Genomic DNA, 13,737 nt, shown 5'->3' on the forward strand with positions numbered 1-13,737 from the left:
CTATATTCCTAAAGTTTTATTAATAGCCTCAACAACACGGTCTGATTGAAATGGTTTAACAATAAAGTCTTTTGCACCTGCTTGAATAGCATCAATTACCATAGCTTGTTGGCCCATTGCAGAACACATAATAACCTTCGCAGTCGGATCTATTATTTTAATTTCTTTAAGAGCCGTAATGCCATCCATTTCCGGCATCGTTATATCCATAGTAACTAAATCCGGACGTGTTTCCTTGAATTTTTCAATAGCTTGTGCACCATCTGCTGCTTCTCCAACGACTTCAAAACCATTCTTCGTTAAAATATCACGGATCATCATTCTCATAAAAGCTGCATCATCCACGATAAGAATTCGATTTGCCATTTGTTAAAAATCCTCCCTATATACACCTTATTGTATTCTCTGTAGACGATCCCATTGACTAACTATTTCTATTACTCTCACACCGAAGTTTTCATCGATGACAACAACTTCTCCTTTAGCTACCATTTTGTTATTCACAAGAATATCAACTGGTTCGCCTGCAAGTTTGTCTAGTTCGATGATCGATCCTTGCGATAATTCAAGAATATCTTTTATTTGTTTATGGGTCCTGCCTAATTCTACGGTAACTTTGAGTGGTACGTCCATTAATAATTCTAAATTATTTTGATCCACTTGCTGATATGGAGCTGACTGCAAATTAGCAAACTGCACAGACTGAACATTTAAATTACGATTAGGTGCTCCGTAATGCTGCGGTTGTGATGGAGCATTCTGGAATTGTTGATTCAGATCGTACCCAGGCATACCCTGTTGCTGAGCATACCCAGCGTTCCCCACGCCTTGTTGAGTGCTAGGGCTACTCTGTGGCGGTGGTGGTATATTTAATGCTGGTTGTGCCACAGGAGGTTGAATAGGAGCTGCTACAGTCTCTATATGTTCATCTGCACCATTAAGTAAAATTCTCACCATATCTTTAGCAAAATGAACCGGAAGTAGCTGCATAATCGTTGAATCAATTAAATCACCAATGGTTAATCGAAATGATATTTTAATCAACGTTTCCTCGGAAGGAAGATTAGCAACTCCTTCACCGTTAGCTATATTTAATATATCAATTCCAGGAGGTGAAATATTAACAAAGCGATTAAATAGTGTTGACATCGAAGTTGCCGATGAACCCATCATCTGATTCATAGCTTCCTGAACCGCACTAATATGAATCTCATTCAATTCTTCTTCTTTCGAATCGCCTTCGCCACCAAGCATTAGATCTGCAATAACTTGTGCATCTCTTGTCTTTATGACAAGTGAATTAATCCCTTCAAATCCGTCCACGTATGTCACATGGACAGCAACATGCGGTTTCGGGAATTCATCTTCGAATTGACTTCGGGTAATGATTGCTACTGTCGGCGTTGTAATATCTACTTTTTTTCCTAACAATGTTGAAAGGGCCGTCGCAGCACTACCAAAAGTAATGTTACCAATTTCACCCAATGCATCTTGTTCAAGTGGTGTTAAATAGTCATCTACAGTCTCTATTTTATTCCCCGTAGAATCATCTGAGTCTGACTGCCTTAGTAATGCATCAATTTCTTCTTGGGTTAAATAATCTTTACCAGTCATGTCCTTCAACTCCTTCACTAACAATTTCATCAATCTGTACAGCTATGCGATCCTTTATCGTTCCTGGACTGCCGGTAAACTTTAATATTTCTCCAATTTTAATCGCTAACCCTGAATTAACTGAATTGTTAAGATTGATGACATCTCCTACCGTTAATCCTAGAAATTCAGATACAGACAATTTCGATTCTCCGAGCTCAGCAACAATCTTTAACTGCGTATGCTTAACATGTTGCTGTAAAGCTTCCACTTCAAGTGGTTCACTTTCTTTCTTTTCAGACACAAACCATTGATGTGCAGATAGTTTAGACATAATGGGCTCTAGAACGACATGTGGTATACAGATGTTTATCATCCCTGTCGTATCTCCAATTTTAGTACTTAAAGAGATTAAAGCAATCGTTTCATTCGGTGAGACAATTTGCATAAATTGTGGATTAGTCTCCATAGCCTCCATACGAGGTGAAATATCTAAGACTGTCTTCCATGCTTCTTGCAGACTTTCAAAAGCTCTACCAAAAATCCGCTCCATAATCGTCGTTTCTATCTCTGTGAGTGAGTTCATCTTAGCTGGTGCATTCCCTATACCACCAAGCAATCGATCTAACATAGCATAAGCCACGTTCGGATGCACTTCCATGACCATTCTACCTTTAAGTGGTTCTGCCTCAAAAATATTAAGTATCGTCATTTTAGGTATAGAGCGAATAAACTCATCATAAGGAAGCTGTTCTACCTGAACGACGTTTATTTGCACAAAAGTTCTTAACTGTGCTGAAAAATACGTTGTTAAATATCTAGCGAAATTCTCATGAATACGAGTTAAGCTTCGAATATGATCTTTAGAGAAACGTACGGCTCTTTTAAAATCATATGAACGAATTTTTTTCTGGGATTCTTCTTTTTTGAGTTCTTCCGCATCCATTTCCCCAGAAGATAGTGCCGCGAGTAGGGCGTCAATCTCATTTTGTGATAATACATCTACCAATCATCTCACCCCCTAACAATTTAGTCCATTTTTACTTTTTACATCGGTGCTAACATAAAATCTGTGATCTCAATTTGCATCAATTGTCCTCTAGTTAAGCCCTCATTAATCAAATTGATCAATTTTGCGCTCAATTGATCTTTACCATTCGCACCTTTAAGATCATCTGGTTTTGTATCAGCAAGTATTTTGAGAATAATTGGCTTAACTCTAATTTCTTTAATTTTGTCAAATTCCTCTTTAGACTTCTTACTATCCAATTGAAACGCAAAATTCATCATTACGATATAATCAAGATCCTCTAAATTTGTCTTGATACCAGTTATTTCCGAGGTCATTTCAACCATTTGATCCGCAGTCAAACCTCTCATTTGAACAGCATTTACGGTTTTGCTAACATTGTCATTTGGATTACTAAACAAATTATTGAATAGCAAGAAAGCGGCTAATACAATTAATGTTATAGCTAATAGAATCGTAATCAGCCAAGGCATTATCTTTTTCATGGGGATTCCTCCGTATGTACCACTTTAATAGTTGCATTATTCATACCAATCTCTTGTGTATATTGTTTTACAAGCGAGATTACTACAGCAGCCTTTTCAAGCACGATTAATCTTTTTCCTGTAACTAATGTGATGTAAGTATCAGGTGTTTCTTCTACCATTTCAATGAGAAGAGCATTTAGCCACATTTCAGAACCATTTATCCTTGTAAGAGAGATCATCGTAAGCCTCCTATGAAAATCCGGGAGAAGAGACACGCTCTCCTCCCGCTATATCATTAGCGTTTCAAATTCACAACTTCTTGAAGGATTTCATCTGATGTAGTTATAATACGGGAGTTGGCTTGGAAACCACGTTGTGCAACAATCATTTCCGTGAACTCACCTGTGAGATCAACGTTTGACATTTCCAATTGTCCAGATATAATAGCTCCTGTCCCTACCTCCACATCATTAGCTGCAAACAATTCAAATTCACCATCCGGGTTTGCATTTAAGGTCACTCGGTACAAGTTCCCTCCAATTTTCTCGAGACCCTCAGGGTTAATTATTTTAGCTATGCCAAGTTGCGCCCCTGGTTCTGTCGTTCCATCACCCATCTTCTGAATAATAGTACCATCTTGTGCAATTGAGAACGAAGTAACATCATCTTCTAATGTAATAGGTGCCCCCCCTGTATCAAGCACGAACAATCCATCTGATGTCACCAGATTACGAAGTGCATCGATATGAAAGTCACCTGCGCGTGTCAAAAAGGGAACCTCTTGTTCATCCCCCATACTTACTAGGAAGAATCCATCTCCATCAATCCGTAAATCTGTTGGTTGATTTGTTGTCATAGCACTACCAGCTAAATGCAAAGTATCAATGGATCCAATCGATACACCTAGACCGATCTGCTTAGCATTCACTCCACCTTGTGTACCATCAGTAGGAGGTGTTACACCTGAAACCGTTTGGCTCATAATATCTTTGAACATCACGCGACCTGACTTAAATCCAATCGTATTGACGTTGGCAATATTGTTACCAATTACGTCTAGTTTCGTTTGAAACCCCTTCATACCAGAAACCCCTGAGTACATAGATCTTAACATTTCACTATTCCCCCTTATTAATTACATGGACTATATCAATCGATCAATAGTCCACTGGCTTCCGATTCGGGCCAGCCAGTTATGAAACGATGATTGCACTATCAATATTCGTAAATACATTATCCTTCATTGATCCACCGTCCATTGCTGTAACAACAGTACGATTCTTGATATTCACAATCAATGCCATATCGTTCAATAATATAAGCGATTCTTTACTACCTTTTGCTGCGGCCTGATCAACTGCATCTGATATGCGTGACAGCTGTTCTTTAGGAATATCAATACCCCTTTGCTCTAAGCGCTTTACAGCATGATTACTGAACTTGAGCATATTTTGCTGTAACAATTGATCAAATGAGGTACTATTCACTGCCCCCTGTGAGTGACGTACATTTCTAGCATTGGAAGTAGAATTTACTGGGGTAGGAAACAGCTGGCCAATTATCAGCCGTTCATTCATATGATTTCCTCATTCACTTCTGGCTCTACTTCTGGTTCTGGCTCAATTGCAGGAGAATCCTCATTCTCATCTGGTTCTGTTACAGGTGGATTTTCATTTGCAACAGGATTTCCAATTTCAAGAATTAGATTTACTGGAACAGCTATCTGTCCAACCGTTGCATATTGAACACCATCACGAATAACAATAGAATTTACGGTGCCTGTTAAGATTTCCGATGTACTATTATCCGTTGAATCAATCCAACTTATTTCTTTACCAATCAGCCCTGAAACACTGCCTAATGATTGATTCAAAGTAGTTAGTTGACCCGAGATATTCATCAACTGTTCAACGGACGTAAACTGCGCCATCTGAGCTATAAACTCCTTATCTTCTAAGGGTTGCATCGGATCTTGATTCTGGAGTTGCGTAATCATGATCTTTAGAAATTGGTCCTTACCCATTGTGGAAGTATCTTTTGCACTTGCCGTTTTAACATTACTGGCAGAATAATTTGGCCAAATATTGTTGGTTCCTATAATTTCCGAAGCCACGAGTTCACCCCCTTTTCTTTATGCTTTCGCTGTAAATGTATTTCCATGTTCAATATTAACTTGTTCTGATAACCAATCATTCATTTCTTCAGTCAGTTCAGCGATCGCTAATGAATCATCACTTTGGTCTTCCCGCTCTTTAGATCTTTGATTCGATTGTTGCTGACCTGCACTTGGTTGGCGACCTTCTTGATACATATGTGATTGAAGGGATTGATTCTGCGTCACCTCCAGTCTCTCAACTTGTAAGCCTTGAGATTGTAGTACTGTGCGGAGTTGTGACATTTGCTGTTCAAGTAATCCCTTGGCTCCAGCATGTTCAGTCATAAAGGTTGCAATCAATTGACCATTCGACATCGTAATTTTAATATCAACTTGCCCCAAATGCTCTGGATAAAGAGATATTCTCGCTTCAGTCATGCCATTCAGCTTCACAATATCCAATTTACTAACTAGAAGCTTGGTCACTTCTTCAGGAAATTTCTCAACAGGGACTGGAGCTGCCTTTAATGGATTCTTGATTCCTTCTCTCATCAATAGCTCCCCAGCTGTTAATATCCCTTGATCTGGCGAGAATTCAGCTGTCTCAGTAGTAGCAGACTTCTGCACCGTACTAGCAACAACTTCATCGCTTTGGTTCGATGCTGTTCCATGTAGCGTTTGAATGAGTTGATCTAATTTCATTGGTGTAGACACCTGAGAAGCATTAGAATTAACAACCATTTCACCTTTGTTTAGAATCGTTGAACCATCAGCTTGAGTTACTTTATTAGCATTGGATTGTAATAGGGCAAATGCCTTCGCACTTTCCTTATCCGTAACTTCAGTTGGAATAATGGCTGTCTGTGGTTTATTCTGTTCTACTTGTTGCAATAGGTTATGAACTGAAGCCAACAATTGAATAGCTTGCGGACTAGAAGAAAGGCTTGTAGCATCATTCTGTGGCAACATAGATATTAATTGATTCACTGCATCTTGCACTGCAAATCTGATCGTATCTGGTTGCTCTGCAAGCATGCTAGACAATAATACACTCTGCTCTGTCTCACTATTCTCAGCCTCACCCGAACCCAACAATGTATTCACTTGCTGCAACCAGTCTTTAAGCAACAGCATCAACGATGGATCTACTTCGATCGCCTCATCTACTTTGGTGATTTCATCAGTAAATCCTTGTAGAAGTTGATTAAGCAAGTCCGCTTCCGTCACTGTAGTTCCCTGTGCAGACACATTCTGCTGAAGACCTTCTAACAATGAAGCTACATCTGAGAGAGTATGTGTCGTTTTTGGAGCTGTCCCCTCTCCCATAATGTATGAGAAGGATTGCTCTACTGGTGCACTAGAACCCTCAACCATATTTACAGTAGAATCACTAGACACTTTTCCACCTGTCGTTGCGCCCTTAGTTGAACTCGCATTATTCATAGCCATGTTATGAAATATTAACGTCATTTATTTTCACCTCCCTCCACGTCATATCTATTAAACTTCAAATTATTTACTCATAAGTTTATTAAGTATGATCGCCGTCGTAGATGGATCGATGGATGACATTTGTCCAAGTAATGATGAACGAGTTGCATCCGTTACTGATCTTAAAATCTCCAGTGTCTTATCTGGACTAATCTTATAAGTCTGAAAGAGAAGATCGGCAGCACTTTTCGGTGTCATATTGGCAAAAGTCTGACTCAATTGATTCTTATTCAAGTTCGTTGGAGTTGGAACAGTCGTTGTGTCCTCCTTCTTCAAACGCGATTGCAATGCTGCGATCTGCAGATCAAGAGCTGATTTTGTATCCTTCATTAACATCGTTACTTCAGCCGCTACCTTTGGATCCATTTTTTCAAGTATTGCCATTCTACTATCATTTTTCATTGAATTAAACAATAGTACTGTTTCTTCCAACGTCATATTCTGCAAGATTGGCGCTGCTTTACTAGGACTCATATTGGCATACAATTTGGCAAGGTCATCAATCTGTTTCTGGTACTCAGCATCGAGATCTTCTTCAGGGATCACTTCGACATCTTCCTGTTCCAAACTTTCTAGCTTCGTCTCTAAATCCTTCAATTGAGCTTCCTGTTGAGCTTTAATTTCACGTTCTTGCTCTAATTCAGTTTCTTTAGCAACTAGCTGGTTCTTTAGTTCCTTTAGTGTAGCTTCCACACTTTTCATCTCTTCTTTGCTCTCTTGTAGCTTCGTCTTTTCCGGATCTAGATTAGGTTCAGGTACCCATTTCTGTACGATTGGAACTTTATTAGCGAATTCTAGAACTGAATTACGTATATCCATATTAAAAAGAATAAGTAATACGCCTACGAGAACAATGGTGAAAATAATAGGGATAATTAACATTAAAAACCGCTCAAATCCGCCTGCTGATTCCTTTTCGTCCTCAAAGTCATTATCATTACGTGCCACTTTTATTCCCTCCCTAAGGGGCAAGACATTTGTACATTCTCCCGATTAAGTTTCTATCTAAGATTCATAACAAACCTTACAGTTGCTATTTCATCAAGTTCATTTTGTTCCCGGAGTAACGTCTCATGTTGAAATTTGTCCTTTGCTTTCTCACGAGATTTCATCCATACTTTTTCATCCAACATCTTATCTGTTAAATGACTTTGACTTTTTCGCACTACCACATTCGCTTTTCGAACATCCACATGCTTTCTAATAATACATTGTTCTAGATGCTCTACGTACGTTTGAATAGCTTGTACTTTTACAACAGGAGCGGAATTCTCAATCTCCAATTGAAGTTGATTCGTCATTTCAATCCTCATATTTTCGAATTCTTGTAAGAAGTTCTCTTCTTCCTGTAGTTTAGCAATGGCATTGGACAATATCCATTCTGCTTGTGTCTTCTCGTTCCCTTTCAAGTTCACAATATTCTGAAATGCATAATGAAATCTCATGCTTTATCATTCATCTCCTCGAAAATTCAGAAATCAAGCGTTCCTTCACTTCCTGAAATGATACTTTCTCATTTACCTTTTGCCTACTAAAGTCCCAGATATTCTGAATGAAGTCAATAGATTCGTCAATACTATCATTTGATCCACGATGGTATGCACCAATATTAATTAAATCCTCAGATTCCGTATATACAGCGAGCAGTCGTTTTAAGTTCTCAGCAGCTTCAGTATGTTCATCTGATGAAATATCTTTCATCACCCTACTGATGCTCGCTAGAATATCAATCGCCGGGAAATGACCTTTATTAGCAATATTTCTGTTTAACACAATATGTCCGTCTAGAATACCTCGGACCGCATCCGCAATGGGCTCATTCATGTCGTCACCGTCAACCAATACGGTATAAAAAGCCGTTATAGAGCCAGTAGGACCCGTCCCTGCTCTTTCTAACAGTTTGGGAAGATTAGCAAAGACGGATGGTGTATAACCTCTCATAGCAGGCGGTTCACCAACGGCGAGTCCGACCTCACGCTGCGCCATCGCATAGCGAGTAACTGAATCCATCATTAACATGACATTCATCCCACGATCACGGAAATATTCTGCGATCGTCGTTGCAATAAGTGCACCTTTGATTCTAATTAATGCAGGCTGATCGGATGTAGCTACAATAACCACAGAGCGCTTCAATCCCTCAGGGCCTAGATCACGTTCTATGAAATCGAGAACTTCTCGACCACGCTCACCAATTAGTGCAATGACATTAACATCAGCAGAAGTATTCCGGGCAATCATTCCCATTAATGTACTCTTACCCACACCTGAACCAGCAAAGATACCAACCCGTTGCCCTTTCCCGATTGAAAGCAATCCATCAATAGCTCTCACCCCAATACTAATGGGTTCAAGCACTCTGGGTCGATTCAATGGATTCGAAGGAGGTCTAAACGTTGAACTGAAGGCCATTCTTGTTGGGATCAGAGACCCATCTAAGGGTTGACCTAATCCATCCAATACTTTCCCTAGTAATTCAGACCCTACTTGCACACTTAGTGGCTTCCCTGTACCTACCACATCACAACCTGGCCCAATAGACTGAAGGTCTCCAAGTGGCATCAACAGCACCTTGTTATCCCGAAACCCTACCACTTCAGCTTGGAGTGGCTTGGTGCTTTTACTAGGGTAGATGTAGCAGACATCTCCGATGTTCGCATCTGGACCTTCCGACTCAACCATCAACCCGATCACTTGTGTCACTTTCCCATTAACTCTCACGGGATCTAAATGATCCAGATGATCCAAATAACGCTGACTATCAAGCACTTTCATCCTGATTTCTCCGATCATCATTATCTAGAGCTATACGAATCAGTTCTTTCTTAATTTCGACTAGCTGTGTATCAATTCGCGCGTCAATACTTCCGAGTGATGACCGGATGACACATCCGCCATCATTCACAGTAGCATCAGGTAATATTTTCAGTTCTGCCTGTGAATCAATCGATAGACACAGCTCTTCTCTAGCTGCTTGTACAAACTCATAATGAACTGGAGAAACACATAAAGTGATAACTCCTTGTTCTCTTTTCCTCGCTAAGTTTCTTTTGATCAAATCAATCATAAATTCACTCTCGATTGTCAACTGCTTCTCAATAACTTTTTCAGCAATTGCAGTGCTTAGTTCTACCAAGAAAGGCTCCGCCTCTTGAATAATCTCATTCTTAACACGGTAAGCTTCTTCCAGCACAGCCTGAGCTTCAAGCATCATTTCTTCTATCTTCTTCTGAAGCTCTTCTTCTGCCTTGATACGTCCCTCGCTGTGACCTTGCTCATAAGCTTCCGATTTAATGGCTTCTGTTAAATGTTCATCTTGTTCTCGACGTTCATGCCACCATTGGTCGATAGTTTCTGTAGCTTTCGATAACAGTTGTTCCGATTCCTGTGATGATTCACGAATTTGCCGTTCTGCAAATTCCTTAGCATCTTGAAGTATTTCTGTCTTCAGTCTTTCTGTTTCTTCGTCAATCCGAATAGTAACCTCTTCATTTTCAACGAGGACTTCTTCGATCTCCAATTCCGTTTCCAGCTCACTAGTGTTGTAATGTTTAGACAAATCCAATTCCTTCAACACTTCCACAGGTATATACTGGGAATGTTTGATCAAATTAGACAATGATGTCATCTCCTCCACCGCGAGCAATTATTATTTCACCGGCTTCTTCCAATCTGCGTATCGTACCGACAATACGTGTCTGCGCTTCTTCGACATCACGTAGTCTTACAGGACCCATGAATTCCATTTCTTCTTTAAAAGATTCGGACATACGTTTGGACATATTACGGAAAACAACATCACGAACTTCATCACTTGCCACTTTGAGCGCAAGTTGAAGATCTGCATTCTCAATATCTCTAATAATCCGTTGAATGGATCTATTATCAATATTCACGATATCCTCAAACACAAACATCCGCTTCTTGATATCCTCTGCCAATTCTGGATCCTGAATTTCCAATGCATCCAGAATTGTACGCTCAGTACCCCGATCAACTCCATTTAGGATTTGAACGATAGACTCAAGACCACCCGCATTGGTGAAGTCCTGTGTCACTGTTGATGAAAGTTTCTGTTCAAGAACTCTTTCTACTTGATAAAGAACTTCAGGAGATGTACTATCCATAACTGCAATTCTTCGAGCTACATCTGCTTGTTTCTCCTGAGGTAACGATGACAGGATTACTGCCGATTGCTCGAATTGTAAATATGAAAGTACCAGGGCAATCGTCTGTGCATTTTCATTTTGTAAAAAGTTCAATATCTGATTCGGATCCGCTTTACGTGCAAAATCGAAAGGTCTTACTTGAAGAGTGGCTGTCAATCGACCAATAACCTCAAGTGCCTTTTGTGGTCCAAGAGCCTTTTCTAAAATCTCTCTTGCGTAGTTAATACCACCTTGCGAGATATACTCTTGCGCTATACAGATTTGATGAAATTCAGCCATGATCGTATCTTTTTCTGAGCTATCTACTGTTCGCACATTAGCAATTTCAAGAGTTAATTGTTCAATCTCTTCATCGCGTAGATGTTTGAATATTTGTGCAGAAACTTCAGGCCCTAGGGTGATGAGTAGAATCGCCGCTTTCTGACGACCACTCAACCCTTGATGATTTGACTTTGCCAATAAACCCACCTCTATTCGTCAGCCAGCCATGTACGCAGCAAGTTGACGAATTCGTCTGGTTTCTTTTTCGCCAGCGTTTCGAGCTGTTTACGCACTTGACTTTCATTATTCAAACTTTCCAAATTAATAGAAGGAAACTCCGTAGGAACTTGCAATGGAACATCCTCATCGAATTCCTCATTTTGTTTACGACGACGGAATATGAAATATCCACCTACTCCTAACAAAGCTAAGACTGCTAGCCCAATCCCCCACAAAAGACCGCTGGAAAGACTTATTCCTGATTTACTAGTATCAACAATATTATAATTTTGAGCATAGACCGAAACTTTTTTATCTAAGTCAGCGTCTGTATATGTAATACCAGAATCCGCAACAGAGGCTCTCACAATATTAACCAGAACATTCTTTATCGCATCTTGCGTAGCTTCATCCAAACTATTCTGTCCCGTAGGTGGTTCCACTGCTACATTTATGGTTAAATCCTTTACAGAGTAGGGGCTTGATATAATATCTCTTGTAATCCGGTTAACATCATAATTCACTGTTTCTGATAGTTCTTCAGAGGTTGTACTACCCGAATCGGTACTACTTGGATATCCTGGAATCTCTTCCGGTCCAGTTCCAACCACACCACTATCTTGAGCACTGGTACCCGAATAATTTTTCGATATCTTCTGTACGCTGATTTCTATACCCTTCATGTCTTCTTGATTTACGGGTGTAACCATCTTTTCGTTACTTTGAATTTTATCAAAATTGAGCTTGGAAGCTACAAGGACTTCTACCTTGCCCTCACCAGTAAATTGGGTTAGAAATTTCTTCACATTTTGACGAACTTCATTTTCAAACCTTTTTTGCAACGCGAAGTTAGCTTCCAATACTGATGTTAGACCACCTTCCCCACCCTTCACCGTTGAGATCAACTCAACATCACCATTTAGGATAGTGATGTTCTCAATCGGGAGATTTGGGATAGCTGTCTTCATCAGATTATAGTAACCGTCAATGGCTTCTTGTTTAGGACTATATCCCATCTTGAACTCCAATACGGCTGAAGCTGATGCTTTATCTTCATTCCCTGTACTTGCAAAGACACTTTCTTCTGGCAAACTGACGAGTACTTTAGCATCTCTAATACCATTCATTCTTGTCAATAGTTGTTCTACTTCACCGTTCAAAGCGTTATTATACTTCACATTAAATTCACTGTCTGTCATTCCGATTGCAGATGAACTTTGCTCAAAAATTTTGTAACCTATTGAGCCATTCTCAATAATGCCCTGAGACCCCACATCTACTTTCGCACGCGCAGCCTGTGTGCTTGGTACGGACACACTTTTTCCATCAGGACTTAATTTATAAGAGATATTACTTTCTTCCAAATAGGTCATAATACCTGCCGCATCAGCTGCATTCAAATCTTTAAATGCTACTTCATATTCTGTCTTTGATAACATCATCGTTATAATAATAGTAGAAATAATGATAAGTGATAGTGTAGATCCAAATATTATTTTCTGATTTTTACTGAATTGATTCCAATACTGGGTAACTTTATCCTTATACCCGGTAATTCTCTCATTCACATTGTCACCCCACCCGAAGCTTAGCTAGAATTCTCTATAATTGTATTCTCATAATCTCTTGATACGCCTCAATCACTTTATTTCGAACTTGTGCAGTCAACTGTAAACTCAATAAAGCTTGTTCGGCAGTGATCAGGACTTCATCAACATTTGCTTGTCCAAGTAACAGTTTCTCACTCATAACACTTGCATCGACCTCTTGATTTGACACTTGTTGAATTGCATTTTCTAAGTAAGCCCCGAAATTACTAAGTGATTCTATTGGTGTGGCAGATTCTTTTCCTATATTGTTTGGCATCTGCAACGGTTTAACTAGTTCTGTATTGAACATCATGTTTTGAATCATTCAATTCCCTCCTTTACATATCTAATTAACTCTTGCCACTACCGTCCAATCTCCAACGCTTTCATAATCATGGATTTAGATGCGTTAAGAGCTGTAATATTAGCTTCATAAGAACGCGAGGCTGAAATCATATCGACCATTTCCTTATTCATGTCAACATTCGGCATCATAACATACCCTTCGGCATTAGCATCCTGATGCGTAGGGTTGTATACGGGCTTTAACGGAGCACTATCTTCTTCAATAGATTTCACTCTAACACCAGAACCAATACCTTTCGAAGAGTTTCCGCTCATTTGAGATTGAAGCATTTTGGAAAAATTCGTTTCATTCGGTGAAAACACAACCATTTTCCGTCGGTAAGGCACTACTTCCCCATTAACCACACTTGCTCTTGTTGTTCCTGCATTCGCAATATTAGATGAAATAATATCCATCCGCAGTCTTTGTGCAGTCAACGCAGTTGCACTTATTCCAAAACTATTACTTAGAGTCATA

Annotated in this window: 17 protein-coding genes; all 17 read right to left on the reverse strand. The window is 39.6% G+C overall.

The window, feature by feature from the left end:
* Positions 1-366, reverse strand: coding sequence for a response regulator (locus AC1TO9_RS06165; RefSeq protein ID WP_482053922.1), 366 nt, complete (start codon positions 364-366; stop codon positions 1-3).
* A gap of 27 nt (positions 367-393) precedes the next feature.
* Complete coding sequence (fliY, locus tag AC1TO9_RS06170; protein WP_482053923.1) at positions 394-1,614, reverse strand: flagellar motor switch phosphatase FliY; 1,221 nt, start codon at positions 1,612-1,614, stop codon at positions 394-396.
* Positions 1,604-2,602, reverse strand: coding sequence for a flagellar motor switch protein FliM (fliM, locus tag AC1TO9_RS06175; protein WP_482053924.1), 999 nt, complete (start codon positions 2,600-2,602; stop codon positions 1,604-1,606). Before fliM ends, fliY begins: the two co-directional genes overlap by 11 nt.
* 38 nt (positions 2,603-2,640) lie before the next feature.
* The gene (locus AC1TO9_RS06180) at positions 2,641-3,108 is read right to left on the reverse strand and encodes a flagellar basal body-associated FliL family protein (RefSeq protein WP_482053925.1); all 468 of its coding nucleotides are present in this window, start codon (positions 3,106-3,108) and stop codon (positions 2,641-2,643) included.
* The gene (locus AC1TO9_RS06185; RefSeq protein ID WP_482053926.1) at positions 3,105-3,329 is read right to left on the reverse strand and encodes a flagellar FlbD family protein; all 225 of its coding nucleotides are present in this window, start codon (positions 3,327-3,329) and stop codon (positions 3,105-3,107) included. Before AC1TO9_RS06185 ends, AC1TO9_RS06180 begins: the two co-directional genes overlap by 4 nt.
* Before the next feature lie 56 nt (positions 3,330-3,385).
* Positions 3,386-4,204 carry a flagellar basal body rod protein FlgG gene (gene flgG / locus AC1TO9_RS06190; RefSeq protein WP_482053927.1) on the reverse strand — a complete coding sequence of 273 codons (819 nt, stop codon included), beginning with the start codon at positions 4,202-4,204 and terminating at the stop codon, positions 3,386-3,388.
* A 79-nt stretch (positions 4,205-4,283) separates the two neighbouring features.
* On the reverse strand, positions 4,284-4,667 hold the full coding sequence (locus AC1TO9_RS06195; protein WP_482053928.1) for a TIGR02530 family flagellar biosynthesis protein: 384 nt from the start codon (positions 4,665-4,667) through the stop codon (positions 4,284-4,286).
* Positions 4,664-5,203 (reverse strand): flagellar hook capping FlgD N-terminal domain-containing protein, encoded by a 540-nt coding sequence (locus AC1TO9_RS06200; protein WP_482053929.1) that lies wholly within the window; start codon positions 5,201-5,203, stop codon positions 4,664-4,666. The genes AC1TO9_RS06195 and AC1TO9_RS06200 overlap by 4 nt, the downstream gene beginning before the upstream one ends.
* An 18-nt stretch (positions 5,204-5,221) precedes the next feature.
* On the reverse strand, positions 5,222-6,655 hold the full coding sequence (locus tag AC1TO9_RS06205; protein ID WP_482058642.1) for a flagellar hook-length control protein FliK: 1,434 nt from the start codon (positions 6,653-6,655) through the stop codon (positions 5,222-5,224).
* A 42-nt stretch (positions 6,656-6,697) separates the two neighbouring features.
* Positions 6,698-7,624: a MotE family protein gene (locus AC1TO9_RS06210; RefSeq protein ID WP_482053931.1), complete on the reverse strand. Its 927-nt coding sequence runs from the start codon at positions 7,622-7,624 to the stop codon at positions 6,698-6,700.
* Between the two features lie 53 nt (positions 7,625-7,677).
* Positions 7,678-8,121, reverse strand: a complete 444-nt coding sequence (fliJ, locus tag AC1TO9_RS06215) for a flagellar export protein FliJ (protein WP_482053932.1) — start codon at positions 8,119-8,121, stop codon at positions 7,678-7,680.
* A 10-nt stretch (positions 8,122-8,131) separates the two neighbouring features.
* Complete coding sequence (gene fliI, locus AC1TO9_RS06220) at positions 8,132-9,451, reverse strand: flagellar protein export ATPase FliI (protein ID WP_482053933.1); 1,320 nt, start codon at positions 9,449-9,451, stop codon at positions 8,132-8,134.
* Positions 9,438-10,295: a FliH/SctL family protein gene (locus AC1TO9_RS06225; protein WP_482053934.1), complete on the reverse strand. Its 858-nt coding sequence runs from the start codon at positions 10,293-10,295 to the stop codon at positions 9,438-9,440. Before AC1TO9_RS06225 ends, fliI begins: the two co-directional genes overlap by 14 nt.
* The gene (gene fliG / locus AC1TO9_RS06230; protein WP_482053935.1) at positions 10,288-11,304 is read right to left on the reverse strand and encodes a flagellar motor switch protein FliG; all 1,017 of its coding nucleotides are present in this window, start codon (positions 11,302-11,304) and stop codon (positions 10,288-10,290) included. The genes AC1TO9_RS06225 and fliG overlap by 8 nt, the downstream gene beginning before the upstream one ends.
* Positions 11,305-11,315: 11 nt before the next feature.
* Positions 11,316-12,893 carry a flagellar basal-body MS-ring/collar protein FliF gene (fliF, locus tag AC1TO9_RS06235; RefSeq protein WP_482053936.1) on the reverse strand — a complete coding sequence of 526 codons (1,578 nt, stop codon included), beginning with the start codon at positions 12,891-12,893 and terminating at the stop codon, positions 11,316-11,318.
* Between the two features lie 34 nt (positions 12,894-12,927).
* Positions 12,928-13,239 (reverse strand): flagellar hook-basal body complex protein FliE, encoded by a 312-nt coding sequence (fliE, locus tag AC1TO9_RS06240; protein WP_482053937.1) that lies wholly within the window; start codon positions 13,237-13,239, stop codon positions 12,928-12,930.
* A gap of 38 nt (positions 13,240-13,277) precedes the next feature.
* Complete coding sequence (gene flgC / locus AC1TO9_RS06245; protein ID WP_482053938.1) at positions 13,278-13,736, reverse strand: flagellar basal body rod protein FlgC; 459 nt, start codon at positions 13,734-13,736, stop codon at positions 13,278-13,280.
* Between the last annotated feature and the right edge of the window lies 1 nt (position 13,737).

The organism is Paenibacillus sp. Y916, assembly GCF_056786435.1.

What these genes read in the sequence shown, in the direction of transcription:
- flgG (WP_482053927.1), bottom strand. Translation starts at nt 4,204, where the DNA reads ATGTTAAGATCTATGTACTCAGGGGTTTCTGGTATGAAGGGGTTTCAA.
- flgC (WP_482053938.1), bottom strand. Translation starts at nt 13,736, where the DNA reads ATGACTCTAAGTAATAGTTTTGGAATAAGTGCAACTGCGTTGACTGCA.
- fliI (WP_482053933.1), bottom strand. Translation starts at nt 9,451, where the DNA reads ATGAAAGTGCTTGATAGTCAGCGTTATTTGGATCATCTGGATCATTTA.
- AC1TO9_RS06180 (WP_482053925.1), bottom strand. Translation starts at nt 3,108, where the DNA reads ATGAAAAAGATAATGCCTTGGCTGATTACGATTCTATTAGCTATAACA.
- fliY (WP_482053923.1), bottom strand. Translation starts at nt 1,614, where the DNA reads ATGACTGGTAAAGATTATTTAACCCAAGAAGAAATTGATGCATTACTA.
- AC1TO9_RS06165 (WP_482053922.1), bottom strand. Translation starts at nt 366, where the DNA reads ATGGCAAATCGAATTCTTATCGTGGATGATGCAGCTTTTATGAGAATG.
- AC1TO9_RS06185 (WP_482053926.1), bottom strand. Translation starts at nt 3,329, where the DNA reads ATGATCTCTCTTACAAGGATAAATGGTTCTGAAATGTGGCTAAATGCT.
- fliE (WP_482053937.1), bottom strand. Translation starts at nt 13,239, where the DNA reads ATGATTCAAAACATGATGTTCAATACAGAACTAGTTAAACCGTTGCAG.
- AC1TO9_RS06195 (WP_482053928.1), bottom strand. Translation starts at nt 4,667, where the DNA reads ATGAATGAACGGCTGATAATTGGCCAGCTGTTTCCTACCCCAGTAAAT.
- AC1TO9_RS06205 (WP_482058642.1), bottom strand. Translation starts at nt 6,655, where the DNA reads ATGACGTTAATATTTCATAACATGGCTATGAATAATGCGAGTTCAACT.
- fliJ (WP_482053932.1), bottom strand. Translation starts at nt 8,121, where the DNA reads ATGAGATTTCATTATGCATTTCAGAATATTGTGAACTTGAAAGGGAAC.